The sequence below is a fragment of the Paraliobacillus sp. PM-2 genome, from assembly GCF_001368815.1.
Classification (GTDB): Bacteria; Bacillota; Bacilli; order Bacillales; family Amphibacillaceae; genus Paraliobacillus.
In genome coordinates, this window is the sequence record NZ_CTEI01000001.1 from 320,212 (window position 1) to 345,935 (window position 25,724).

Sequence of the window (25,724 nt, forward strand, 5' to 3'; positions counted from 1 at the left end):
TTTACACATCCTCTCGGTAGCCGTGTGGATGGTTCTTATGCCAATTCCAAGCATCTTCAATGATTTGATGAATATTTGTTCGTTTTGGATCCCATCCAAGTATTTTTTTAGCCTTGTCAGAAGAAGCAATTAATGTGCTTGGATCTCCTGGTCTTCTTTCTCCTGCATTAGCTGGGATCGTGTGATTTGTAACGGATCGTGCAGCATCAATCATTTCTTTTACGGAAAATCCCTGACTACTACCAAGATTAAAAATGTTACTTTCTCCGCCATCTTGTAAGTACTCCAATGCAAGGATGTGGGCATTTATTAAATCTTCCACATGAATGTAGTCACGAATACAAGTACCATCTGGTGTATCATAGTCTTCACCGAAAATGGTAATCGCATCTCGTTGTTCGAGTGCTACTTGTAGAATAATAGGAATCAAGTGTGTCTCTGGTCTATGATCCTCACCAATTTCTCCTGTAGACCGTGCACCTGCTACATTAAAGTATCTTAACGATACATAACGCATGCCGTACGCTGCTTCACACCACTTCATAATTTTTTCCATCGTTAATTTTGTTTCTCCATATGTGCTGGTAGGATTGGTCGGCATTTGTTCTGTAATTGGTACTTCATCTGGCTCCCCATATGTTGCTGCTGTAGAAGAGAAAACAATGTTACGAATTGAAAATTCTTGCATTGCTTGAAGCAATACTTGTGTACCATACACATTATTATCAAAATACTTTAGCGGCTTTTCCATTGATTCACCAACCAATGAATTTGCTGCAAAATGTAATACAGCATCGATAGACTCGTTTGAAAATACTTCTCTTAAGAAAGAAATATCACGGATATCCCCTGGATAAAATGTAGCGTTAGAATGAACAGCATCTCGATGTCCTGTTTCTAAATTATCAATGACAATGACATCGTGTCCTTTGTCAATTAATTGATATACAGCGTGTGAACCGATATAACCGGCTCCGCCTAATACTAAAACGCGCACTTATATCACTCCTTAAAGTTTTATTTCTTTTGCACCATCCCCAATGGTAGCCATATAAAATGTAGCATCATAACCAATGACATCTTTATATTGTGCATTTACATTTGTTTTAAATTGATCCACTTGGTCTTTTGGCACAAGGGCAATTGCACATCCACCAAAACCTGCACCTGTCATACGAGCACCTAAAACACCTGGCTCATCCCAAGCTGCTTGAACAATGGTATCAAGCTCAATTCCTGTTACTTCATAATCATGCTGTAAAGAAATATGAGATTGATCTACAAGCTTTCCAAACGCTTGTAAATTCTGTGCTTCTAATTGTTCTAATGCTTTTTTTGTTCGTTCATTTTCATAAACAGCATGTTTGGCACGTTTTCGATCAGTGTCATTAACAATTACATGTTTGTTGGCTTCAAACGTCTCAATACTCAATTCACCTAAACTATTAATTTCTAAAATAGTTTGTAAATCTTTTAATGCACGTTCACATTCACTTCTTCGTTCATTATACTTTGAGTCTGCTAATTCTCTACGTTTATTTGTGTTCATAATCATAATCACATAATTTTCTAAAGCAATCGGTGCATACGTATAATCTAATGTGTTGCAATCAAGTAAGATAGCGTGATCTTTTTTACCCATACCTATAGCAAATTGATCCATTATCCCACTATTTACACCAATGTAATGATTCTCAACCTTTTGACCTAATTGTACCATTCGAATACGATTGATTGAAAGATCATATAAATGTTCAATGAGTACACCTGTAGCAAGCTCGATCGAAGCAGAAGAAGATAATCCTGCACCGTTTGGAATATTGCCATAGTATAAAACGTCAAATCCAGAAGTAACTTCATGACCATCCTTTATAATTGCTTGGAGCATCCCTTTAGGATAGTTTGCCCAATCGTGTGTTTTATTGTATGAGAGATTATCTAATGAAGTTTCAATGATACCGCTTTCTTCAAAGTTTTTAGAGTATAAACGAATCTTTTTATCAGAACGCTTTACTGCAACAGCATAGGTACCAAATGATATGGATGCAGGGAATACATAACCCCCGTTATAGTCAGTATGTTCACCAATTAAGTTAATTCTTCCTGGTGCAAAAAAAACGCGTGGCTCTTCTGTGCTAGAAAAAATAGTTTGAAAATCTTTTATTAACGAAGCAATTTCCATTTTTCATCCTCCTAATTTTGAACTTAATTAAATTAATTTATTAACTAGCTATAGGTTATCATTTTTTTCAATTTAAAACAATAGAAAATAAAATAAAAACCTATAATTTTTACAGAGCTGAATAAGTGTTACCTCATCCTCGTATATTTATTTTTGAAAATATAGTTGTATATGCTATACTTTAATGAAAATTATTCTCAATTATTAGGGGTGATGGGGAAATGGAACTACAGGAGATTATTAAAGATAGGCGTTCGATTCAGTTATATCAGGATAAAGAAGTTGATATTGTTCTATTAAAAAGTCTCTTAGAAACAGCAATATGGGTGCCAAATCACAAGATGACTCAACCATGGCGCTTTGTCTTTGTCTATGGGGAAGGCAAAGAAAAAATTGCACAATTAAATAAAAGCTTTTCAGCTAAAGGGGCAACTAAAGAAGAAAAAGAACGCAGTGGTGAAAAAGCATTTCAAAAAATGATGGATGTTCCAGTGTTTTTAATGGTAATCATGGAAGAAAACGCTGATCGTAAACAAAGAGAAGAGGATTATGCTGCTACAAGTTGCTTTATTCAGAACTTTAGCTTACTTGCTTGGGAAAAAGGAATCGGCATGATATGGAAGACTGGACCACTTACGACTACTCCAGCTTTTCGAGAAGCAATTGGTGCCAAGTTAGGTGAAAAAGTTGTGGGGATGTTACAAATAGGCTATCCAGCAAAGGTGCCTAAACCTCGAAAAAGAGTAGATATCCATGACCGAATAGAAGAGATTAACTCAGCACCACTGTATTAAAATGTAAATGTTAACTTAAAAGTGAACCACATTGTTAATTGAAAAATGAACCACTCTATGACTCAATCTGGAAAGCAATAGTAAAAAACATCTGGGATAGATTAATTGATTATGATAATTGGTATTTAAGTGATATTCATATCGCCTATTAAAAAGTGCAGCTAATACAATTAACATTAAAGATTTTGGAACGCATAGCTTCAGAAAAACTTTCGATTATCACTATTATAAAAACACTCGTGATATTGCTACACTACAAAGAATATTAAAACATTCTTCATCCTCTATAACATTACGTTATAGAGGTGTAGAACAAGATGAGATTGATGAATCAATGCAAAGTTATAGTTTATTATAAGAAAAAGCACCCTACAATGTAGAGTGCTTTTTCTTATCTTGTTCTTACTTTTAATCCTGCAAGTTTCACTTCTGTTCCAAGAGTATATGCGTAATAATCGCCGTCTCGGTGTTCAATTCATGTTTTAATATATAATTCATCTTCTTCATCCCAAACTGTAATAGGACTACCAGAAGTTAGATAATCATTTGTTTCTTTAATCTCATACCTTCCATCACTTCGCTTTGTTAAAATCCCCCACATCACGAATTGGTTTATTCATGTATTCAACTAATTCTGCAATTTTTTATAATTTTTAATATGTTGATGAATAGGCTTGTTAATAACAGACATATTAAACTCAAAGGAAAGAAGTGGTATTGATGAAAAAAAGAACTACTATTATTATCTTTTTGTTGTTACTGTAACAGCAGATGAAAAAGGAACAAAAGATACAGAAGACATGATTAAAATAGGAGATAATAAGGTTCCAGAAGAAGACCATAATGACCTGGTAAAAAGAATAGCAAAATTAAATACAGAAATATCAAAAAATGGTAGATAATACACAATTTAAATATAATGGCATAGCAACTGATACTCCAAATTACCCAAACCACTTTATTTATTTAAGTTCAATTGAAGAAACTACAGAGGCAGACAAGGAAAATATAAAAAGTGAAATTCAAAATATAATCGATTCCAGAGAGTTTAAATTAACTGGAACATTTGAAATAATTTTCGATAAAAAAGAAGAACAAATTAATTATCCCTAATTTGTTCTTTCTGTTTAAATTTAGTCATTTAATTGTACAATAACCGATTCGTATTTCTCAGCATATCCAATTTAACAAAAAATTCTGCTTTTCCATTGGAACCGTCAACCAAAGTCACGTTTAGCGGGTATAAATAATAGTAAATTCATTCTCAAATAACCCTTGATTTACGATGTAACGTAAACCAAGGGTTATTTTATATTTTTCCTTAAAATTAAATTAATTTCATCCCTCATTGTTATGGACAACTAGTGTTGATAAAAACGAGTAATGAAATCTAGGTCGTTCGTAAAGGTTCGTTCTTTTTACAAAACTTAGTACTTATGAAACTGATTCCATTGATTAGGGATTTTACTTAAAATAACAAAAAAATTCAGAAATATTTCAATTTCATGTATAAAATATTGCAAAAATGCCCCAAAATGACGAATATGACAAGGGAAACGTTAAAACGTAAACATTGAAATGATATCTTAACTGTTTTGTAACCACAATGTGCTAGTAGATATGTTAGGATAAGCCTTGTCACATTTTGAAGGAGGGAAAACAGATGAAAAAGAAGTTTGTAGCTTTGGCTACTGGATTACTCCTCGTAGGCATTGCTTCAACCCATGCATCTGCAGAAGAGTACCAAGTTGAAAAAGGAGATACACTTTGGGAAATTGCCCATGAAAATGAAATCACAGTAGATGATTTAAAAGAATCTAATAACCTAGCAACAGACATCATTTTTCCAGGACAGTTATTACAAATAGATAAAGATATTGTATATACCGTCAAAGCGGGCGATACATTAAGTGAACTTGCAGAAGAATATCAAGTAACAGTAGAAGATTTGAAAGTATGGAATGCATTGCCTTCTGATTTGATACTTATTGATCAATCACTAGTTATTAAAGAAGTCAAACAAGCAACGAATGAAACACAAACGAAAGCAGTGGAAGTGTCGAATAAATCAAAGACTAACTCAACCGAAGAAAAGAAGGATGATCAACAGAAAACCTTAACAGTAACAGCAACAGCATATACTGCAGAATGTGATGGCTGTTCAGGTATCACAGCAACAGGTATTGACTTAAGAAATGATCGGGATAAAAAAGTAATTGCAGTTGATCCCAATGTTATTCCATTAGGTACAAGGGTCTATGTAGAAGGTTATGGAGAAGCTATTGCGGGAGATACTGGTGGTGCAATAAAAGGAAACAAAATTGACATTCATGTTCCAACAAAAGACGAAGCTTACCAATGGGGAGTAAGAACAGTTAAGGTAACTATATTAGGATAATTATTGAACCGGACGTGATTATATCACTTCCGGTTTTTATTTTGAAAAATTATAAGCAGAATCAATTGAACAAATGAATGATAAAGTAAATTTTTTTATGCGTTTATTTATATGAAAGCATAAACATATCTGACAAAAAAATTTTTTAGTAGTTAATCAATAGATATTGTTGTATTATCTTCTACTTCAAATCCCTGAGTTGAACCACTTTTCATTAGTCCCAAAGTCCCGATTGTTATAATCAAAAGAAGAAATAAAAATACCAACCATTTCCTCATTTTTCATCCTCCTGTTTGTAAATCTAGCATATATTGTATATCATAAATACATTACTGGCTATAACAAATTGATATATAACCAACTTTTTTTGTAAAGGAGTTCAAGGATGGAAAAACTAGCAAACGCAGAAGTAGTATCTGTCACATCAATTGGATTAGGAACAAGGACGGTGTAAGAAAGGTTGCCATAGGAAGGGTAAAAGTAGAAAAAAGACCATTTTTACGAGTGGTTTGTCGAGTGGAGGGGACGGATCAAGAAATATCTGCTACATTACAAGAAGCCGATAGTGTACATGTACAAACAGCAGATGGAGAAGCAAAGCCAGTGTTGGATTTACAAAAAGGTGATCGACTTGCTTGTTATCCAGATCAACCTGGAAGACATTTAGGTGAGAAGATTGAAGAAGAAATAAATGAATATTAAAAATAAAATGTGATATTAAATGAAAATTTAGAAAATTCACATCTTTGTATTGACATTGGAATGAAAACATACTATGATTAGTAACAACAAAAGAAACGGAAGAAGCGTTGATGAAGAGGAGTAGCTTATATCGCTTTATTAAGAGAGCTAGTGGTTGGTGTGAACTAGTATAAAGCATAAAGTGAATGGACTTCTGAGCTTTCAAACCGAACCCTTTGACTAAAGGTAGTAGGCTTTGACGATGTCGTCTCATCGTTATCTGAGACAACTATTCGAGTGTGTACTCGGATAGTAAAGTGAGCGTTTAGCTAACTAAGGTGGTACCACGGGTTTCCTCGTCCTTATAGGATGAGGAAATTTTTTTGTTTTTTAAGAATAAATCAAATCGTAGATGGAGAGTAGTAGGTCTGCTTAATGATCTTCATGACAGAGAGCCGGGGCGGTGGGAACCGGTATGAAGAACAGGCTGAATGGACTTCGGAGTGCTTTTCTGAACTAGACTCTTTAAGAGAAGCCGTTTAATCAGCGTTATTTGATTAAGAGTGGAAGAGTGATTTACTTTTCAATAGAGGTGGCACCGCGGTTCCGACCGTCCCCTATATAAACAACATGTTGTTTATATAGGGGACTTTTTGTTTTCGTTTTATAGTCTAAAAGCATACGTCAATTAAAGGAGTGTTAACAAATGGCTAAAGTAAATTTGAAACAGAAAGAGATAAATGGTGATACATTAACTCCGATTACAGTTTTTAATCGTATACAAGGGAAAAAGAAGTTTTTATTAGAAAGTTCGAGCGGTCATGGTGAAAAGGCGAGATATTCATTTATTGGTTGTAATCCCTTCAAAGAAATTGTTGGCGAACGAACTGAAACTAGAATTTATGATCAGGATGGCAACATTGTTGATACCTTGAAACAAAATCCGTTAGAGGTAGTTAAAAATCACACATCACATGAGTCGCTTGACTTACCATTTAGCTTCTATGGGGGAGCTGTTGGATATATAGGGTATGATATGATTCGCCATTATGAAGATATTGGCATGATACTAGAAGACGAATTAACCATGCCAGATCTCCACCTCATGTTCTATCAACAAGTAATTGTTTTTGATCATAAGAAACAAAGTGTAACAATTATCGCGCTTAATTTAGATGGAAAGCAATCAGATGAGGACTTAATAAAAGGGATTGAAGTAATGGAGCATGCGATTGTTAATCAGCAAGGAGATGATCAGATAAAAGAAATAAACGTTTCCTTTAAACCTTCAATCAATCAAGCTACATTCATTGATATGGTAAAAACAGCAAAAAAACATATCATTAACGGTGATGTATTCCAAGTTGTATTGTCCCAGCGCATGAAAGCAAGTTTTGATACAGATCCGTTTATATTTTACCGGCGGTTACGTATAGCCAACCCTTCTCCGTATATGTTCTTTATTGATTTTGAAAAATATATTGTTTTAGGTGCATCACCGGAAAGTTTAATTAAAACAAAAGGAAGACAGGTCATCACAAATCCAATTGCAGGAACACGACCTAGAGGAAAAACAGATGCCGAAGATGAATTATTGGCAAAAGAATTAAAAGCAGATGAAAAAGAACGAGCAGAGCATAAAATGTTAGTTGACCTAGGTCGAAATGATCTTGGGCGAGTTTGCAAAGTGGGCAGTATTACATTACCGAAGTATATGACGATTGAGCGTTATCAACATGTTATGCACATTGTCTCAGAAGTACAAGGGGAATTAAAGGAGGATTATTCAGGCATAGATGCATTGGTTGCTACTATACCTGCAGGTACTGTATCTGGTGCACCAAAAATTCGAGCTATGCAGATTATAAATCAGTTAGAAAGAAAAAAAAGAGGCGTTTATGCAGGAGCGGTTGGCTATATTAATATGAATGGAGATTTAGATCTTGCGTTAGCGATTCGCACCATGCTCATTAAAGATAATAAAGCATATGTTCAAGCAGGTGCGGGTATTGTATTTGATTCAGACCCAGAGGCAGAATACCAAGAAACGTTAAATAAGGCCAAATCTTTGTTGGAGGTTCAGTAAAATGATTTTGTTAATCGATAATTATGATTCATTCACATATAACTTGTATCAATATATTTCTGAATTAGGAAAAGAAGTTACCGTTTTACGCAATGATCAAATAACGGTTGACGAAATCCATCGTCTTCATCCTGAAGCAATTATATTATCGCCAGGGCCCGGGACACCGGAACAAGCTGGTATATGTATGGAAATAGTTAAACAGCTAGATACATCATTCCCGATATTAGGGATTTGTTTAGGCCATCAAGCAATTGGGGCAGCTTATGGAGCAACCATATCCCACGCAAAACAAATTAAGCATGGAAAAACATCAAAAATAAGACATGAACAAGATGAAATTTTTCATTATCTAGAACAACCGTTACAGGTGATGCGTTATCACTCGCTAGTTATTAAACCAGATACGTTACCTAAAGTATTACAAGTGACAGCGACATCGATAGACGATAATGAAATCATGGCAATAAAACATACTTTTTTACCAATCTACGGATTGCAATTTCACCCAGAATCGATTGGAACAAGTACAGGAAAGCAAATATTAGCGAACTTTTTTAAAGCAATTAAAAAGGAGCGATTAGATGAAACCATTTCTTAAAAAAATCTCAAATAACAAAGATTTAACTTTATCTGAGATGGAACAAGCGACAAGACAGCTATTTATGGAAACAACATCTGATGCGGAAATCGGTGCTTTTTTAACGGGGCTAAAGGCTAAAGGGGAAACCACAGAAGAAATAACAGGAATTGTTAATGTTATTCGAGAAAAATCACTTACCCTTCATGATAATATACCAAATGTAATGGATAATTGTGGAACAGGTGGTGACGGATCGCAAAGTTTTAATATCAGTACTACATCCGCATTTGTTATTGCTGGAGCTGGTATTACTGTTGCAAAGCATGGAAATCGAAGTATTTCTAGTAAAACTGGAAGTGCTGATGTATTAGAAGCATTAGGTGTATCTTTAACGATGGAAAAAGATCAAATGCAACGTGTGTTGGAGAAGAACGGTATTGCTTTCTTATTTGCCCCACATGTTCATCCAGCTTTGAAGCGAATGATGAAAATACGCAAAGAACTGAATATACCAACAATTTTTAATTTAATAGGCCCTTTGACAAATCCAGTCCAATTGACAACGCAGTTATTGGGTATTTATCGAAGGGATATGCTTGTTCAGATGGCAGAGGTACTCCATCAATTAGGGCGCAAACGAGCAATCGTATTAAACGGTGCTGGCTATATGGATGAAGCATCATTAGCTGGTGAAAATGCTTTAGTCTTACTAGAAAATGGTGAATTACGAACGTTTACCCTACGGCCAGAGGATGTTGGATTGCCACAGTATGACAATGAAGAAATAAAAGGGGGAAATGCCTCTGAAAATGCACGTATTCTTCGGAATGTGTTAGAAGGGAAGAAGGGTGCGCATCGTGATACTGTTTTACTCAATGCTGGTCTTGGAATTTATGCACATGGAGAAGTTGATACAGTTAGAGAAGGAATTCGTATGGCAAAAGAAAGTATTGATTCAGGAAAAGCATTGAAAAAGTTAAAACAATTAATTCAATATAGTTTGGCAAAAGAGGTGTAAGTATGACAATTTTAGACGACATATTAAAGGAAAAAGCAAAAGAGGTGGAGGTATTAAAAAAGTTTTTTCAAGTAAATGAAAAAAAGAATTTTTTACCTAAACGTTCCTTATTTAAGAGGTTTATGAAACATGATCATATGAACATCATCGCAGAAATTAAGCGTGCATCACCATCGCGAGGGATAATTAACGAGGGTGTTGTACCTAGTGAACAAGCTGTAAAATACAAAAATCATGGTGCTGGAGCCATTTCTGTTCTAACCGATGAGCCTTTTTTTAAAGGGACAATGGATGACCTAAGTGCGGTAAGAGAAAAAGTAGACATCCCTATTCTAAACAAAGACTTTATTATTGATGAAATCCAAATTGATCGAGCAAAAAATGCAGGTGCTGATGTCATTTTATTAATTGCTGCAGCTTTACCTGCTCAAAGGTTACAGGAGTTATTCGAATATGCAATAAATGCTGATTTAGAAGTATTATTTGAGGTACACAATGAAGAGGAACTAACGGTGGCTCAATCTATTGGTGCGTCGATTATTGGTGTGAATAATCGTAATTTAAAGACATTTGATGTAGATTTGGCAACCACAGAACGTTTAGCCGAACAAATTGATACATCGAATACACTATTAATCAGTGAAAGTGGTATTAAAACAACTGCTGATGTAGAACGAGTCAAACAAGCAGGAGCGAAGGGAATCTTAGTTGGTGAAACCATGATGCGTTCACAAGCACTGGATCAAACATTTACTCAGCTTCAGATTAAGTTATAAAGGTGGGAGTATATGCTAGTTAAAATATGTGGAATTACTTCATTAGAAGTGGCAAATTTAGCAATAGATGCTGGCGCAGATTTTATCGGATTTGTTTTTGCTGAGAGTAAAAGGAAGATAAGTATGGAATATGCTGAGGAAATTTCCCGGGAAATACCGAAACATGTCAAGAAGGTGGGGGTATTTGTCAATGAATCTTTAGATGTTGTCCGTAAGATTTCGACAGTTGTCGGCTTAGATTATGTCCAATTACATGGTGATGAATCTCCTACTTACTGTGATCAGATTTCGGTTCCAGTTATTAAAGCAATTCAAATGAAACATAAGCATGATGTGACGAAGTTGGATCAATATAATGTCGATTATTTTCTACTAGATAGTCCGCCAGGTAAATACCGAGGCGGAAATGGAGATACATTCGATTGGAGTTTAGTGAAACATGTATCAAAAGGATCTGATCAGATATTTTTAGCTGGTGGATTGCATTCGGGAAATGTCTATCAGGCTATTAAAGAAGTACAACCAATTGGTGTTGATGTATCAAGTGGTGTTGAATCAAATGGTAAGAAAGATCCAGAAAAAATGTTAGCTTTTATTCGTGAAGCAAAAAAGAAAGGTGATTGATAATGGAGAAATATAATAAGCCAAATAAAACGGGTCATTTCGGTACATTTGGTGGTCGATTCGTACCAGAAACATTGATCCCCGCAATACTTGAATTAGAACAAGCATATAAAGATGCGATGGACGATCCAGCTTTTCATGACCAATTAAATGATTATCTCAAGCAGTATGTCGGTAGAGAAACTCCTTTATATTACGCAGAAAGATTAACTAAAAAATTAGGCGGACCAAAAATCTATCTTAAACGTGAAGATCTTAACCATACAGGAGCACATAAAATTAATAATGCAATTGGTCAAGCACTTTTAACGGTTAGAATGGGGAAAAAGAAGGTAGTCGCAGAAACTGGTGCTGGACAACATGGTGTTGCAACAGCAACTGTTTGTGCGTTACTTGGACTTGAATGTATTATTTTTATGGGTAAAGAGGATATACGCAGACAAAAATTAAATGTTTTTCGCATGGAACTTCTTGGTGCACGTGTAGAAAGTGTTGATCAAGGAAATGGTACATTAAAAGATGCAGTAAATGAAGCGTTACGGTATTGGGTTAGCCATGTGGAAGATACCCATTATATTATTGGATCGGTAGTTGGACCACATCCATTTCCACAAATCGTTCGTGATTTTCAAAGTGTCATTGGAAAAGAAACGAAACAACAAATTCAGTTATTAGAAGGTAACTTACCAGACGCCGTTGTTGCCTGTATTGGTGGAGGAAGTAATGCAATGGGCATGTTTTATCCTTTTATTAATGACAACGTTGAGCTGTATGGCGTTGAAGCCGGCGGAGATGGGTTAGATACGGATAAGCATGCTGCCACTTTAACACATGGAAAGCAAGGTATTTTACATGGAACCATGACTTATCTCTTGCAAGATGAAGCTGGGCAAATCCAAGAAGCACATTCCATTTCTGCTGGGCTAGATTACCCTGGCGTTGGCCCTGAGCACAGTCATCTGAAGGAAACTGGGCGTGTGAACTATGGAGCGATTACAGATAAAGAAGCATTAGATGGGCTTCAATTGTTATCGAAAACAGAAGGAATCATCCCGGCATTAGAAAGCGCACATGCTATCGCCTACACAACAAAGCTAGCTGAACAAATGAATCCTGATCAAACGGTCGTTATTTGCTTGTCAGGTAGAGGGGATAAAGATGTAGAAGCAGTAAAAGAAGTATTAGGAGGTGAAGATAATGCCTAAGGGAAAGTTAGATCATGCATTTCATCAAGTACTACAAAAAGGTGATAAAGCATTTGTACCATATATTATGGCTGGTGACGGTGGACTAGATCAGCTAAATGAACAAATATCCTTTTTAGAAGCCTGTGGAGCCACAGCTGTGGAAGTTGGTATCCCCTTTTCTGATCCGGTTGCGGATGGACCAACGATTCAAAAAGCTGGTATTCGAGCATTAAAAAATCATGTTACATTAGAAAAAGTATTAGACACATTACGAGAAGCTAAGCCAAAGAGAAATATTCCAATTGTGGTCATGTCTTATATTAATCCAATTTATGCTATGGGTGTTAAACGATTTGCAGCCTATTGCGAACAAGCGGGGATAGATGGTTTAATTATTCCAGATCTTCCTTTGGAGGAAGAAGATATCATAACAAAGCAGTTAGCTATCTTTCAAATAGCACTTATTCGCTTGGCGGCATTAACCAGTACCGATCATCGAATGCAAGAAATAATCAATCGAACAGAAGGTTTCCTCTATGCTGTTACTGTAACTGGAACAACAGGTGAACGTGCACAGTTCAAAGAGAACTTAGCTGCGCATTTGAAAATGTTACAAGAAAAAAGTGCTGTTCCTGTTTTAGCTGGATTCGGTGTTTCTACACCCGAACAAGTGAAAGAATTAGCAGTGAATTGTGATGGGGTAATAGTAGGGAGTCGAATTGTTGATTTATTGCATGATAAAAATTATGACGCAATTCAAGAACTAATCGCTGCTGCTAGACAATAAGTAGTGTGGCTTAGACGAAATAAAAACCATGAAAAAGCGAACGATTTCGTTCGCTTTTTGTATTGCATATTCATAAAGATTCTATTAATTTATGCTTGTGTTGTTTTTTGCTTTGCTTCTGCTTCCATTGCATTTAATGCTACCTGATTTAGGAAGTTAACTGGTTTATTAAAATGTGGTTGGAAGAAAAAGTCAGTTAATGCCAATTGTTCAATAGTCATATCATTTGCGATTGCAACACTAACTGTATTAATTGCTTGTGTAAAATCAGAATCTGCAATTAATTGAGCACCAACAACACGATGACTTTCCACTTCATATACCAGTTTTATTTTTACTACATCATTTTTTGGCATGAACTCAGGACGATACGTATCCTCCATATATGCACTGCGAACCTGTAATCCGGAATCAGCAGCTGCTGTTTCCGTTAGTCCTGTCGAAGCGATATGATGGTTATAAATTTTAAGTCCAGACGTACCTTGTGTCCCTGGGTAAGCAAGTTTTGACTCGACTAAGTTGTGTGCTACTAATGTTCCCATACGAACAGCATTCGTTGCTAGTGGAATATAAGCTGGCTCTTTTGTAGGGTTATAGCTTACGGCACAACAATCCCCAGCTGCATAAACATCTTTAACACTTGTTTGCATGTATGGATCAACGACAATAGCACCATTTTTTAATGTATGGAGTTGATCACGGACAAGCTCAGTATTTGGTCGGAAACCGATACACATAACCACCAAGTCTGCATCATACTCCCCTTTATCTGTAACAACTTTCTCAACTGTTTCTGTTCCTTTAAAGGAAGAAACGGTTTGATCTAAGGCTAAGTGAATGTCTTTATCCTTGAATGATTGTTCTACAGGTGTCGTAAAAGTTTCATCTAAGTAACGATTTAAAATGCGTTTTTCTGCATCAATTAGCGTAACATTTTTACCATTTTCCTGAAATGCTTCCACTAGCTCCACACCAATATAACCAGCACCAACCACTACAACTTTGTCTACTGATTCAGAACGACGGATAATTTCTTTTGCGTGATCATAATTTTTGCATAATACAACATTATTTAAATCTGATCCAGGTATTGGTGGAGTAACAGGCCAAGAACCAGTAGTAACGATTAATTTATCATACGTATACGTTTGTATTTTTTCTGTTTTTAAGTCTTTTGCTTCCAATGTTTTGTCTTGAATATTGCAATTTGTCACTTCATTTTGCATATGCATGCGTACACCATGTTTTTCGAATTGTTCGACTGACGCGTAAAATAAGCCACTTGCATCTTCGACAACCCCACCGACATACAATGCAATTCCACAAGATAGGAAGGAAACATTATCATTTTTCTCAAAAACATCAATTTGTGCATCTGGATATAAATTCAAAACATTAGTAATTGCTGCAGTTCCAGCATGTGTACAACCAATAACAGCTACTTTCATTATTTATCATCCTCCATTAGGTTCATTTTTTCACAAAATATTATAAAATATGCATTTATTTATTTTTAAACTTATTATACCTTTATGTATAATATTTCACAATAATATGATCAATTCTTCACAAAAACGTCAAAATTTAATTGTGTCAAATTAATTAGCGCGCATTATTGTTTCTGTTTCCTAAACAAAAAGTAGAAGCTTCTATTAGAAGCTTCTACTTTGTTAAATAAAAAACATTATTTAAGCATACATGGATGCTATTTCTTTTTGTAATTTCTGGTCCGCTACGTATTCATCATAACTAATTTCTTTGTCAACAATTCCTTTAGGTGTGATTTCAATTAGTCGGTTAGCAATACTGTTGATAAATTGCTGATCGTGTGATGTGAATAAAATAGATCCTTTAAATTTAATCAACCCATTATTTAATGAGGTGATTGATTCTAAGTCAAGGTGGTTTGTTGGTTCATCTAATACAAGTACATTTGCTTGACTAAGCATCATTTTAGAAAGCATACAACGTACCTTTTCACCACCGGATAGTACGTTTGCTTTTTTCAATGCTTCTTCACCAGAGAAAAGCATTCTACCTAAGAAACCTCGAAGGAATGTTTCTGTTTGATCCTCAGGTGAATATTGACGAAGCCATTCTACTAAGGTCATATTACTTCCGTCAAAAAACTTGCTATTATCTTTAGGGAAGTAGGATTGGGATGTTGTCACTCCCCAAGTATAAGAACCTTCATCCGGTTCCATTTCTCCCATTAATATCTGAAATAAGGTTGTTTTAGCAATTTCATCTTTACCAACAAAAGCAACTTTATCATTGCGATTCAATGTAAAACTTACATTATCTAATACCTTTTCTCCATCAATCGTTTTAGATATGCCTTCCACACGTAGTAGGTCATTTCCAATTTCGCGACCTGGATTAAAAGCAACATAAGGATAACGTCTTGAAGAAGGTTTGATATCATCTAGTGTAATATTATCCAACATTTTTTTTCGAGATGTAGCTTGTTTAGATTTAGAAGCGTTCGCACTAAAGCGCGCAATGAAATTTTGTAATTCTTTTATTTTCTCTTCTTTTTTCTTATTCGCATCTTGTGCCATTTGTAATGCTAGTTGGCTGGACTCATACCAGAAATCGTAGTTACCAACGTATAATTCAATTTTACCGTAATCTACATCAGCAATATGCGTACATACTTTATTTAAAAAGTGTCTATCGTGTGAAACAACAATAACTGTGTTTTCAAAATTAATTAGAAATTCCTCGAGCCACTGAATGGCTTGGATATCTAAGTGGTTAGTAGGCTCATCTAATAATAAAATATCCGGTGAACCAAATAATGCTTGTGCTAGTAACACTTTTACTTTTTCAGCACCACTAAGGTCAGCCATCTTTTTATCATGAGCAGATTCATCGATACCAAGTCCTTTAAGTAAAACAGCAGCATCTGATTCAGCTTCCCAACCATTCATCTCAGCAAATTCACCTTCTAATTCTGCTGCACGCATGCCGTCTTCTTCAGAGAATTCACTTTTCATGTAAATAGCATCTTTTTCTTGCATGACTTCATAAAGTCGTGTATGTCCCATGATTACTGTTTGTAATACTGGATATTCCTCGTAAGCAAAATGATCTTGTTTTAATACAGCTAAACGTTCACCTTTTCCTAAAGAAACATGTCCTGTTTGTGGTTCAATTTCTCCTGATAAGATTTTAAGAAACGTTGATTTTCCTGCACCATTTGCACCAATCAAGCCATAGCAATTACCTGGAGTAAATTTAATATTTACATCTTCAAATAACTTTTTATCACCATAACGTAAACTAACATTTGTAGCTTGTAACATAGATTTATTATTCCTCCACAAAATTCATAATCAAAGCTAGCTTAAGCGATAAAGACGCGTAAGTCAATCTAGTAAGTTTCCTGAATAAAGAAAATAGCTATTTCTAAATAAAAAATTTAAAATAAATTAGAAGAAATTTTATTAAAATCGGGAACGTTTTGCAATATCTAACCGTCTTATACATGATTACAAGAAAAATATTCTAACAAATCAACATTAGAGATACTAGGAGAGTGAATAGGTTGAGTACTGGGATTGGAAATAAAATTAAATATTATCGTGTGAAAGCAAAAATGACACAAGAAGAGCTAGCATCTGGTGTCGTATCTGTGTCCTATTTATCAAAGATTGAACATGATAGTGCAGAAGCAAATCCAGAAGCAATCCAGAAATTATGTGAAAAGTTAAATATCAATCCAGTTCGCATGCGAGACGATGCGATTCAGCATTTAAGTGATCAATGGCATAAAGAATTGTTACAACAAGATATTGCAAAAGCGAAGGATACCTATTTGTTGCTAAAAGAAGAAATGGAAAAAATTATTGATGCTGAATTGTATTGGGTAACTGAGTTACATCGATTGTATTACTATGTCCTATCAAAACAATACGAAAAAGCAATAGAAATGTGTTGTTTCTTAGAACAACATCAAGAAAAATTTAATGAATTAGAACAATACTATTGGTATAAGTTTTCAGGTTATTACTATTATATTGTTGATTTATCTTATCTCAAAGCATATGGACAATTAAGGCGTGCCGAAGAGGTAATAAATGTAGAAATAGCCAATTATAACGAGGAGATACATGATTTATATTTTTTAATTGCAAATGTTTCTACCAAGGTTTATTTTACTTATCATACAATGGTTTATATAGAAAAAGCATTAGAATTTTATCGTAACAATTATCAGTTAAAGCGTTGCGCAGAATGTCAAATAATTAAAGGGATTGCCTATACACGTATGAATGAAATGGCTAAAGCAAAGAAAAGTTTTCATCTAGCGTTTTCCATTTTAAATAAGTATAACAATAATGCTGTTTTAGCTTCGTGTAATCGTGAATTAGGCGACTTATATAATAGAAATGGTGAGCCAACTAAAGCAGTTACATACTTTGAGAAAGCATATCAAATTGCTAAAGATAAAGAACAAGTGGAGCAACTTAAAGCTATGCTTTGCTTGGTAAAGATATACGTTGATCGAAAAGAATTAGAGCAAGCAAAACAGTGGTATGAAGAGGCAATGTCATTTTTACAAATAGCAAAAGACTTACCAATCAATTATGTATATGAGTTAAAAACATATTATTACCTTATTTATGGTTTTGATCAGACATTTGAAGTATTGATGGAAAAGACTGTACTACCATTCTTAAAGCAAAAAGAGCAGTGCAAGCAGTATAGCAGGTACAAGTTATTATTGGGAGATTATTATTATGAAAATAGAAAATATAAATTAGCTGCGTCCTGTTATAAAAAAGCACATGAGTCCGTTAACCATATTCAAATAAAAGATAATCTATAATTCCATTTTGATTAGCATCAATAATAATTATTTTTTTGTAAAAGATAAGATTATTGAATCAATTTGGAGGGGTTTATCATGTCAAAAGATTTTTATACAGCTGTGAAGAATCGGCGTTCGATTTATACAATTGGTAAAGAAAAAGTAGTTACGGAAGAACGTATTGAACAGGTTGTGAAGCAAGCAGTAAAGCATACGCCATATGCTTTTAATGCAACCAGTGGTCGAGTTGTTCTGTTATTCGACGAACATCACGACAAACTTTGGAACATTACAAAAGAAACCTTAAGAAAAATCGTTCCTGAAGCAGATTTTCCAGCAACAGAAGATCGAATAAACAGTTTCGCAAATGGGTATGGTACCGTACTTTTCTTTGAAGATCAAGAAGTGATCGAAGGTTTGCAAAAACAAATGGAACTATATAAGGATAATTTCCCGATATGGTCAGAACAAGCGTCTGGTATGTTGCAGTTTGTTATTTGGACATCACTAGAGTTAGAAGGGTTAGGTGTATCCTTACAGCACTACAATCCACTGATTGATAAGGGAGTAAAGGAAAAATGGGGGATTCCAAACACATGGAAGATGCGTGCACAAATGCCATTTGGTAATCCAACTGCTCCACCGAAAGAGAAAGAATTTTCATCCGTTGAAGAACGTATGAAAGTATTTAAATAGTAAGGTTATCTTTTAATTAATAAAAAAGCGATCATCAATCATTTTGCTATTGATGATCGCTAAACAGATGCCAAAATTAGTTGCGATCTCCACCAAAAATATCGAATAGGCCGCTAGCAATACTACCTTCTCCTTTAGAGCCTCCTTCTTTTGGCATAGCGGAGAAGACACGACTAGCTAATCGGCTAAATGGTAACGATTGAATCCAAACGGTTCCAGGTCCCCGTAGTGTAGCAAAAAACAGACCTTCACCACCGAAGAGTGCTGTTTTAATTCCGCCAACGTACGCAATGTTGTAATCAATGTCACCCGTCATGGCAACTAAGCAGCCCGTATCCACACGAATCGTTTCTCCAGCGTTTAACGTGCGCTTATGAATGGTGCCTCCTGCATGAACGAAAGACATCCCATCTCCCTCTAATTTCTGCATAATAAAACCTTCTCCACCAAAAAAACCTGTACCAATTTTTTTCTGAAATTCTATCCCAACGGAAACACCTTTAGCTGCTGCTAAGAATGCATCCTTTTGACAAATAAGTTTTCCATCCATTTCACTTAAATCCATTGGGATAATCTTACCTGGGTAGGGGGAAGCAAAGGAAACACATCTTTTTCCGACCGCTTCATTGGTAAATGCAGTCATAAATAAACTTTCCCCTGTTATGACTCGTTTCCCTGCTCCAAGCAATTTACCCATAATTCCTGACCCTTGAGAAGAAGAACCATCACCAAAAATGGTTTCCATTTGAATGCCATCATCCATCATCATTAAACTTCCAGCCTCAGCAATGACCGTTTCATTTGGATCTAGTTCTACCTCTACAAATTGCATGTCATCTCCATGAAGCTTGTAATCGATCTCATGATTATTCATTTTCCCAGCAACTCCTCTCATCGTTATATCTATTGTACAAAAAAATAATGAAAATAGCGTTAATTATTTTTCGATGGGATAAAAAGTTTATTGTCATCTTGATTATTATCAGATTGAATACTTTGCATATAACGATATAAAAACGTTTCTTTTATTTGCTTCCAATCTTTAAAACGTCTATCTAATAGAAGGTCTGACTGATTTAAATACTCCGTTCCAGAGAAGAATCGTTGATTCATAACAATCATCATATTTGCTAATTCCTTTTTGGCTTCATCTGAAAGAGGTGTTTCTTTTAACCCTTTATAAGCTAAATCATATGCGAATTCGCCAAAATAATTGGCCGAATAGGAATCAAAATTTATAAATTTATGTTCCTGTAAGCCAATTTTCTTTGCCCAAGCTGCCACATTTAACTTTTTAGTCTCATACATAAAATCTTGGGTGGAGGCGTCGTAATTTATCACACCATATTGCTGTGGATAAACAGATAATGCGCTAGTGACAATATCATAAATATCCCCTGTTTGATGGATATCTTGTGCATGAATGTGTCCAGATAAAACAAATGATGTGGCATAACGATTAAGTATTTCTGTTACTTGTTCCTTATTATCTAATGTATAGCCTTCGTTTAGTGCATCATTATGTTTCGCCAGGTTATGATGCATCACAGGGATAATGTGCGCATTCTTTTTTTTAGCGTAAGCAAAACAAGCTTTAATCCAATTGATTGTTTCAGGTGATAAAGAGCCGTTTATTTCTGGGTATCCCTTATTTTTATTGGTTGTATAGTGATTGGTATCGAGCATTAATAGCCAAACGTTCTCAGAAGGTGCTGCTAGATAACTTAACGATTTTGGATCAGTAGAAAGAGCTTCTTCATAACCAAAATCTTGATAAATAGAAGAAAAATCATTTGCTTTAATGCTATCTATTTTGACTTGATCTGATCCACTAAATTTGCGGGCCCAAGGGTTAGCGATATCATGATTTCCAGGAATAACAAAAACATTTGTTCCACTATCCTCTAACTTAGCTAATCGTTTTGCAATTGCTTTATGACTTGCTTTTTCGCCATTATTGGTTAAATCTCCGCTAATAATAACAAGATCAGGTTTTGTTTCATTTACTTCATAAGCGAATGTATCTAAAATCTCGTCCATATCTTGTAGTTGTTTACCGTCTCCGGATTCGAGATACTGTTGAAATGCTACCCCGTTGTCTGTTAATGATTCGGCTAAGTAGTGCCAGTCTGTTGTAACAAACATAGTTAGCTCTTGTTCGCTTGTTATGTATTTCGTTTGGGGATTTTTAAATGAAAATGAGCTCTCTTCTTTGTTGACACTACATCCAATAAAGAGAAATAAAAAAGAAAGGATAATATAGATAAAACGCATGAATGCACCACCTTACTGTTTCTATTCTTAGTATAAACTACTAATATGGGTTGTTCTAGTTGTACCGTTATGATCTGATGTTGAAGCGAAATTATGCCTTATATTAGATACTTACTTCAACTTTTAAATGAATCTGTGTTAAAGTTAGAGAAGTATCATTCGAAAGGGATGGAACAGATGAGTAAAACGGTTGTATTAGCAGAAAAACCTTCAGTTGGTCGTGATATTGCACGTGTACTACAATGCAATAAGAAAGCAAATGGTTACTTTGAAGGGTCAAAATATATTGTAACATGGGCACTTGGTCATTTAGTTACGCTAGCGGATCCAGAGGCCTATGATGCGAAATATAAAACATGGAAGTTAGAGGAGTTACCAATGCTCCCGTCTAACTTGAAACTCGTGGTAATGAAAAAAACCAATAAACAATTTCAAACAGTAAAAGCACAACTGCAACGTAAAGATGTAGCGGAAATTGTGATTGCGACAGATGCTGGTAGAGAAGGAGAATTAGTTGCACGTTGGATTTTAGCAAAAGCACGTGTAAATAAGAGAGTGAAGCGTTTGTGGATATCCTCTGTAACAGATAAAGCTATTCGAGAGGGTTTTCAAAAACTGAAACCGGGAAAGAATTATGAGAATCTATATGCAGCTGCTGTTGCAAGAGCAGAAGCTGATTGGTATGTTGGACTGAATGCAACAAGAGCATTAACAACGAAATTTAATGCACAACTGTCAAGTGGTAGAGTGCAAACACCTACTTTAGCGATGATTGCTAAACGAGAAGAAGAAATCAGACGATTTAAACCAACAGATTTCTATGGGATAGAGGCACAAACAAAACAAGGTTTTACATTAACGTGGAGAGATACAAACAATGATACACGTATCTTCTCAAAAGAAAAGGCAGAAAAAATAGTCAATCAATTAAAAAATAAACAAGCGGTTATAACTCAAATCGAAAAAAAAGAAAAACGATCCTATGCACCACCATTATACGACTTAACAAGTTTACAACAAGAAGCAAATAAAGCATTTGGCTTTTCTGGTAAGCAAACATTATCGATTATGCAAAAATTATATGAACAGCACAAGGTCTTAACTTATCCAAGAACAGATTCTCGATTTTTATCATCTGATATTGTACCCACACTGAAAGATCGAATCGAAGCTTGTGGTGTACAACAATATGCTAAAGCTGCTGCGAATGTACGGAAGTATGGGATAAAAGCAAATAAATCATTTGTGGATGATAAAAAAGTATCCGATCACCATGCGATTATACCAACAGAACAACCTGTTGTATTATCAGATTTAGACGATAAAGAACGGAAGATTTATGACTTAGTAGTGAAACGTTTCTTAGCAGTATTGTCACAACCTTATCTTTACGAACAGACTGCTTTTGAAGCAAAGATAGACAAAGAACGTTTTACTGCAAAGGGGAAAAAGGTAAAACAATTAGGTTGGAAAGAAGTGTATCAGAATCGCTTCCAAGATGATCGAGAAGAACAAGATGAACAGCGATTACCAGACTTAAATAAATCTGATGTTTTATCGGGGGTTAAAATTAGACTGACAACTGGTCAAACAAAGCCTCCAGAACGTTTTACAGAAGGAACATTGCTACAAGCCATGGAAAATCCCGTGAAATACATGGATCAAGAAGATAAACAATTAGTAAAAACAATCCATCAATCGGGTGGTCTAGGTACTGTAGCCACTCGTGCTGATATCATTGAGAAATTATTTTCGACACATTACATGGAAAGTAAAGGTAAGTATTTGCATACGACCTCTAAAGGGCGACAATTACTAGAATTAGTCCCAGCTGAACTCCAATCGCCACTATTAACAGCGGAATGGGAACAGAAATTAACGGCTATTGCAAATGGAAAGTTAGGCAAACAACAATTCATTAAAGAAATGAAGGATTACGCCAATAAGGTTGTACAAGAAATCAAACAAAGCAAGGAAAGTTATAAGCATGACAATATAACTGGAACAAAGTGTCCAACTTGTGGGAAATTAATGCTTGAGGTGAATGGTAAAAAGGGACGAATGCTTGTCTGTCAAGATCGTTCTTGTGGAGATAAAAAACATATTGCTCGAAAAACAAATGCACGTTGTCCAAATTGCCATAAAAAAATGGAAATGCGCGGGCAAGGAGATGCGCAAACCTTTACTTGTAGTTGTGGGTATCGTGAAAAATTATCTGCATTTCAAAAACGAAAGCAAAAACAGACAAATCAAAAAGCAAATAAACGTGATGTGAACAAATATATGAAAAAGCAAGACGATGAATTAAATAACCCTGCATTAGCAGAAGCCTTAGCAAAATGGAAGAAATAAAGCATCCTGTAGAAGAAGTAGTTAGTGACTATAGCGATATAATCACGAATTGGGCTGATTCATTGATTGCTTGAAAAAATGAAAAAATAAATCTTGGGAGGGGATATTCATGAATCTTAAAGCTTATGGAATGGCGTTAACCACTATCATTATCTGGGGTTCTACTTTTGCGGCCATCCGCTCTAGTTTACATGGTGGATATACAGCAGGCCACTTAGTTTTATTCAGATATTTAGTTGCCTCTCTCATTTTTCTTTTGTATGCATTGTTGCCAGGAGTTACTTTCCGTTTGCCAAATAAAAAAGACGCCTTCAAGATTTTACTATTAGGTTGGATTGGAATTAGTATTTATCACACTGGCGTTACATTTGGCGAATTAACGGTTACCGCAGGTACTGCTGGGATGTTTATCGGATCTGCACCTGTTTTTACCGCACTAATTGCAGTAATTATATTAAAAGAACGTTTAGGAATCAGTGGTTGGATTGGTTTAAGTATTGGCTTTATCGGTATTATTATTATTACGTTAGGTACAAGTGGGCCTAACTTTGAAATTTCACCAGGAGTATGGCTGCTTCTTATGTCTGCCTGTGCCGCCTCTGTATTTTTTGTGTTTCAGAAGCCATTACTTAAACGATATCGCCCAATTGAACTAACCGCCTATTTCACTTGGGCAGGTACATTGCCTTTCTTGCTATTTTCACCAGGCTTCTTTCAAACAGTACAGGAAGCAACGATGGAGGCTACGATGTCAGCCATTTATGTTGGGATTTTTCCAGCTGCTATTGCTTATGTTACCTGGTCAATTGCACTTTCTATTGGAAATGCAAGTTCTGTTACTAGTATGATGTATCTTGAGCCAGCTATTGCTATATTAACTGCTTGGGTATGGTTGAATGAATGGCCATCCACTCTTTCAATAGTTGGAGGTTTTGTAGCAATTGGTGGTGTAATAATAGTTAATAGTTTTAACGCCAAACAGTTTAAAGTACAGAAAAAATTAAATGAATATGAATCTTATTAGATCTTTTTTTGGTGAAGCTCTTCTTAAATACAACAAAGAATACGACATAATGTTTTAGAATACAAGGATTTGATCACAGCTAGATGATCGTTTAACTGTAAAAATAAGCTTACAATTATTTCAACTATTGATTAAATCCACTTTTTGTCATATAGTTAAACCAACCATTAACGTATTTTGTTAGTTCGCAAGTCTTACAAAACCTTATAACCTCCGTCCATTGTTCATTTGATAATTGTTGTTATGATAGAAACATAGCGAATCAAATATCATAAAGATAGAAGCAGTGACGAGAGAAGGGGGAGGAAGAGTGGAGAAAAAAACCATTTATTTGTTATTTTTAGATACAGGAACATTCTTAACAAAAATAATAAATGTATTTACGAATTCAACGTTAAATCATGCATCTATTGCACTGGATCAATCATTAACGCATGTTTATAGTTTTGGTAGAAAAAGACCTAAAAACCCTTTTATTGGTGGTTTTGTGAGGGAAAACCTACAGTCAGCATTCTTTCAAAAATCAGAATGTGCGATTTATCGCTTACAAATATCCGAAGTTGAATATCAACTCTTAGAACAACGAATAAATATAATGGAAACACAAAAGCACTTATATCGATATAATACGTTAGGGTTATTTGGTGTAATGTTAAACAAAGAACTACAAAGAGAGAATGCATATTTTTGTTCCCAATTTGTTGCAACGATGCTCACAGAATGTGGTGTGCATCAGTATGATAAGCCTGCGTGCCTTATTCGACCACAGGATTTAAGAGAATGGCATGAGCTTGAATTAATTTATCAAGGAAGTCTTTGCAATTATCCATATTTTACAACAACGAATCAACATGTATATTCACATAAATGGAAGTCCTCAAATATAAAACTTGGCTAAATGCCAAGTTTTTTTTATACATTAAATATGCAAATTAAGCCTCAAGTCTTAGATGAAAATATACCGCGGGTCCATTATGAACAAAACGTATAAAGGATAAGATAGAAGCATGGAAGGAGGGAATGGAACATGAAAACAATCTTATTTATCTTAGTTGGAGGACTTGCTGCTATTGTATTACTTGTTGCGCTTGGACCAATGATCTTATTAGGAATTAGTTTAGCCATTACCTACTATGCTGTTCGAAGGTTTATCTTATCAGATTCAACTGGGGGTAAAATTGGCTGGGCCATTGTAGGGCTAATTTCACTTTCTATCTCATTATCTAACACGGCAGCTTTTGTTGGTGCAATAGCATTAATCATTTTGTATTACACTTATAAGAGCTGGAAAGAAAGTAAAAAACAAACCTATGAAGATGATTGGATCATAGAATAATAAACTAAATTAGGTTAGCAGTGACGATCTCTTCATTTAAAAAAGTTAATACTTAACTGTTATAAGCATCTATGGATAAGAATTACTAAAAACAAACCTATTGCAAAAAA

Annotated in this window: 26 protein-coding genes, 1 pseudogene and 2 other annotated features; of the genes and pseudogenes, 19 read left to right on the forward strand and 8 right to left on the reverse strand. The window is 35.1% G+C overall.

The window, feature by feature from the left end; all coding sequences use genetic code 11:
* Position 1: 1 nt before the first annotated feature.
* Together galE and BN1058_RS01465 are read right to left on the reverse strand one after the other, a co-directional pair.
* The gene (gene galE, locus BN1058_RS01460; protein ID WP_090851820.1) at positions 2-997 is read right to left on the reverse strand and encodes a UDP-glucose 4-epimerase GalE; all 996 of its coding nucleotides are present in this window, start codon (positions 995-997) and stop codon (positions 2-4) included.
* A gap of 12 nt (positions 998-1,009) precedes the next feature.
* Positions 1,010-2,182 (reverse strand): galactokinase, encoded by a 1,173-nt coding sequence (locus BN1058_RS01465; RefSeq protein ID WP_090851822.1) that lies wholly within the window; start codon positions 2,180-2,182, stop codon positions 1,010-1,012.
* A gap of 221 nt (positions 2,183-2,403) precedes the next feature.
* Between BN1058_RS01465 and BN1058_RS01470 the strand changes: the two genes are divergently transcribed.
* Positions 2,404-2,976, forward strand: coding sequence for a nitroreductase family protein (locus tag BN1058_RS01470; protein ID WP_090851824.1), 573 nt, complete (start codon positions 2,404-2,406; stop codon positions 2,974-2,976).
* A gap of 154 nt (positions 2,977-3,130) precedes the next feature.
* Positions 3,131-3,334, forward strand: a pseudogene (locus BN1058_RS14580) (tyrosine-type recombinase/integrase); the annotation flags it as partial.
* A 117-nt stretch (positions 3,335-3,451) separates the two neighbouring features.
* Here BN1058_RS14580 and BN1058_RS14430 read toward each other — a convergent pair.
* Positions 3,452-3,580, reverse strand: a complete 129-nt coding sequence (locus BN1058_RS14430; RefSeq protein ID WP_255306943.1) for a hypothetical protein — start codon at positions 3,578-3,580, stop codon at positions 3,452-3,454.
* Positions 3,581-3,650: 70 nt separating this feature from the next.
* On the opposite strand from BN1058_RS14430, the gene BN1058_RS01480 reads away from it, so the two are divergent.
* The 3 genes from BN1058_RS01480 to BN1058_RS01490 all read left to right on the forward strand — a co-directional run bounded on the left by BN1058_RS01480 (position 3,651) and on the right by BN1058_RS01490 (position 5,374).
* On the forward strand, positions 3,651-3,878 hold the full coding sequence (locus BN1058_RS01480; protein WP_090851827.1) for a hypothetical protein: 228 nt from the start codon (positions 3,651-3,653) through the stop codon (positions 3,876-3,878).
* The gene (locus BN1058_RS01485; protein WP_090851832.1) at positions 3,868-4,089 is read left to right on the forward strand and encodes a hypothetical protein; all 222 of its coding nucleotides are present in this window, start codon (positions 3,868-3,870) and stop codon (positions 4,087-4,089) included. The genes BN1058_RS01480 and BN1058_RS01485 overlap by 11 nt, the downstream gene beginning before the upstream one ends.
* 550 nt (positions 4,090-4,639) lie before the next feature.
* Positions 4,640-5,374: a LysM peptidoglycan-binding and 3D domain-containing protein gene (locus tag BN1058_RS01490; protein WP_090851835.1), complete on the forward strand. Its 735-nt coding sequence runs from the start codon at positions 4,640-4,642 to the stop codon at positions 5,372-5,374.
* A gap of 152 nt (positions 5,375-5,526) precedes the next feature.
* Here the strand turns inward: BN1058_RS01490 and BN1058_RS14435 are convergent, their stop codons facing one another.
* Positions 5,527-5,652: a hypothetical protein gene (locus BN1058_RS14435; RefSeq protein ID WP_255306944.1), complete on the reverse strand. Its 126-nt coding sequence runs from the start codon at positions 5,650-5,652 to the stop codon at positions 5,527-5,529.
* Positions 5,653-5,806: 154 nt separating this feature from the next.
* On the opposite strand from BN1058_RS14435, the gene BN1058_RS01495 reads away from it, so the two are divergent.
* The 8 genes from BN1058_RS01495 (at position 5,807) to trpA (ending at position 13,116) form a co-directional block, all read left to right on the forward strand.
* Positions 5,807-6,076 (forward strand): 3-dehydroquinate synthase II domain-containing protein, encoded by a 270-nt coding sequence (locus tag BN1058_RS01495; RefSeq protein WP_255307034.1) that lies wholly within the window; start codon positions 5,807-5,809, stop codon positions 6,074-6,076.
* 98 nt (positions 6,077-6,174) lie between these two features.
* Positions 6,175-6,422: a binding site (T-box leader), on the forward strand.
* Between the two features lie 33 nt (positions 6,423-6,455).
* Positions 6,456-6,676, forward strand: a binding site (T-box leader).
* Positions 6,677-6,761: 85 nt separating this feature from the next.
* Positions 6,762-8,141, forward strand: a complete 1,380-nt coding sequence (gene trpE, locus BN1058_RS01500) for an anthranilate synthase component I (RefSeq protein WP_090851841.1) — start codon at positions 6,762-6,764, stop codon at positions 8,139-8,141.
* Between the two features lies 1 nt (position 8,142).
* A complete protein-coding gene (locus BN1058_RS01505) occupies positions 8,143-8,742 on the forward strand; it encodes an anthranilate synthase component II (RefSeq protein ID WP_090851844.1) in 600 nt (199 codons plus the stop codon).
* Complete coding sequence (gene trpD / locus BN1058_RS01510) at positions 8,726-9,742, forward strand: anthranilate phosphoribosyltransferase (RefSeq protein WP_090851847.1); 1,017 nt, start codon at positions 8,726-8,728, stop codon at positions 9,740-9,742. The genes BN1058_RS01505 and trpD overlap by 17 nt, the downstream gene beginning before the upstream one ends.
* A 2-nt stretch (positions 9,743-9,744) precedes the next feature.
* Positions 9,745-10,518, forward strand: a complete 774-nt coding sequence (gene trpC, locus BN1058_RS01515; RefSeq protein ID WP_090851850.1) for an indole-3-glycerol phosphate synthase TrpC — start codon at positions 9,745-9,747, stop codon at positions 10,516-10,518.
* A 12-nt stretch (positions 10,519-10,530) separates the two neighbouring features.
* Entirely contained in the window at positions 10,531-11,142 is a 612-nt protein-coding gene (locus BN1058_RS01520) for a phosphoribosylanthranilate isomerase (RefSeq protein ID WP_090851853.1), read from the forward strand.
* 2 nt (positions 11,143-11,144) lie between these two features.
* Complete coding sequence (gene trpB / locus BN1058_RS01525) at positions 11,145-12,347, forward strand: tryptophan synthase subunit beta (RefSeq protein WP_090851856.1); 1,203 nt, start codon at positions 11,145-11,147, stop codon at positions 12,345-12,347.
* A complete protein-coding gene (trpA, locus tag BN1058_RS01530) occupies positions 12,340-13,116 on the forward strand; it encodes a tryptophan synthase subunit alpha (protein WP_090851859.1) in 777 nt (258 codons plus the stop codon). Before trpB ends, trpA begins: the two co-directional genes overlap by 8 nt.
* Before the next feature lie 89 nt (positions 13,117-13,205).
* Here trpA and BN1058_RS01535 read toward each other — a convergent pair whose 3' ends face one another.
* Together BN1058_RS01535 and BN1058_RS01540 are read right to left on the reverse strand one after the other, a co-directional pair.
* Positions 13,206-14,564, reverse strand: coding sequence for an FAD-dependent oxidoreductase (locus BN1058_RS01535; RefSeq protein WP_090851862.1), 1,359 nt, complete (start codon positions 14,562-14,564; stop codon positions 13,206-13,208).
* A gap of 240 nt (positions 14,565-14,804) precedes the next feature.
* On the reverse strand, positions 14,805-16,424 hold the full coding sequence (locus tag BN1058_RS01540) for an ABC-F family ATP-binding cassette domain-containing protein (RefSeq protein WP_090851865.1): 1,620 nt from the start codon (positions 16,422-16,424) through the stop codon (positions 14,805-14,807).
* 242 nt (positions 16,425-16,666) lie between these two features.
* Between BN1058_RS01540 and BN1058_RS01545 the strand changes: the two genes are divergently transcribed.
* Positions 16,667-17,950 carry a helix-turn-helix transcriptional regulator gene (locus tag BN1058_RS01545; protein WP_090851868.1) on the forward strand — a complete coding sequence of 428 codons (1,284 nt, stop codon included), beginning with the start codon at positions 16,667-16,669 and terminating at the stop codon, positions 17,948-17,950.
* Positions 17,951-18,028: 78 nt separating this feature from the next.
* Positions 18,029-18,628 carry a nitroreductase family protein gene (locus BN1058_RS01550; RefSeq protein ID WP_090851872.1) on the forward strand — a complete coding sequence of 200 codons (600 nt, stop codon included), beginning with the start codon at positions 18,029-18,031 and terminating at the stop codon, positions 18,626-18,628.
* Positions 18,629-18,704: 76 nt separating this feature from the next.
* Here BN1058_RS01550 and BN1058_RS01555 read toward each other — a convergent pair whose 3' ends face one another.
* Together BN1058_RS01555 and BN1058_RS01560 are read right to left on the reverse strand one after the other, a co-directional pair.
* Positions 18,705-19,502, reverse strand: coding sequence for a TIGR00266 family protein (locus BN1058_RS01555; protein ID WP_090851875.1), 798 nt, complete (start codon positions 19,500-19,502; stop codon positions 18,705-18,707).
* A 59-nt stretch (positions 19,503-19,561) separates the two neighbouring features.
* Positions 19,562-20,902 carry a metallophosphoesterase gene (locus BN1058_RS01560; RefSeq protein WP_090851884.1) on the reverse strand — a complete coding sequence of 447 codons (1,341 nt, stop codon included), beginning with the start codon at positions 20,900-20,902 and terminating at the stop codon, positions 19,562-19,564.
* Positions 20,903-21,079: 177 nt separating this feature from the next.
* On the opposite strand from BN1058_RS01560, the gene BN1058_RS01565 reads away from it, so the two are divergent.
* The 4 genes from BN1058_RS01565 (at position 21,080) to BN1058_RS01580 (ending at position 25,614) form a co-directional block, all read left to right on the forward strand.
* Positions 21,080-23,254, forward strand: a complete 2,175-nt coding sequence (locus tag BN1058_RS01565) for a DNA topoisomerase III (RefSeq protein ID WP_090855872.1) — start codon at positions 21,080-21,082, stop codon at positions 23,252-23,254.
* Between the two features lie 109 nt (positions 23,255-23,363).
* Positions 23,364-24,278 (forward strand): DMT family transporter, encoded by a 915-nt coding sequence (locus BN1058_RS01570; RefSeq protein WP_090851887.1) that lies wholly within the window; start codon positions 23,364-23,366, stop codon positions 24,276-24,278.
* A gap of 310 nt (positions 24,279-24,588) precedes the next feature.
* Positions 24,589-25,176, forward strand: a complete 588-nt coding sequence (locus BN1058_RS01575) for a hypothetical protein (protein WP_090851890.1) — start codon at positions 24,589-24,591, stop codon at positions 25,174-25,176.
* Positions 25,177-25,305: 129 nt separating this feature from the next.
* The gene (locus BN1058_RS01580; protein ID WP_090851893.1) at positions 25,306-25,614 is read left to right on the forward strand and encodes a lmo0954 family membrane protein; all 309 of its coding nucleotides are present in this window, start codon (positions 25,306-25,308) and stop codon (positions 25,612-25,614) included.
* Positions 25,615-25,724: the final 110 nt, after the last annotated feature.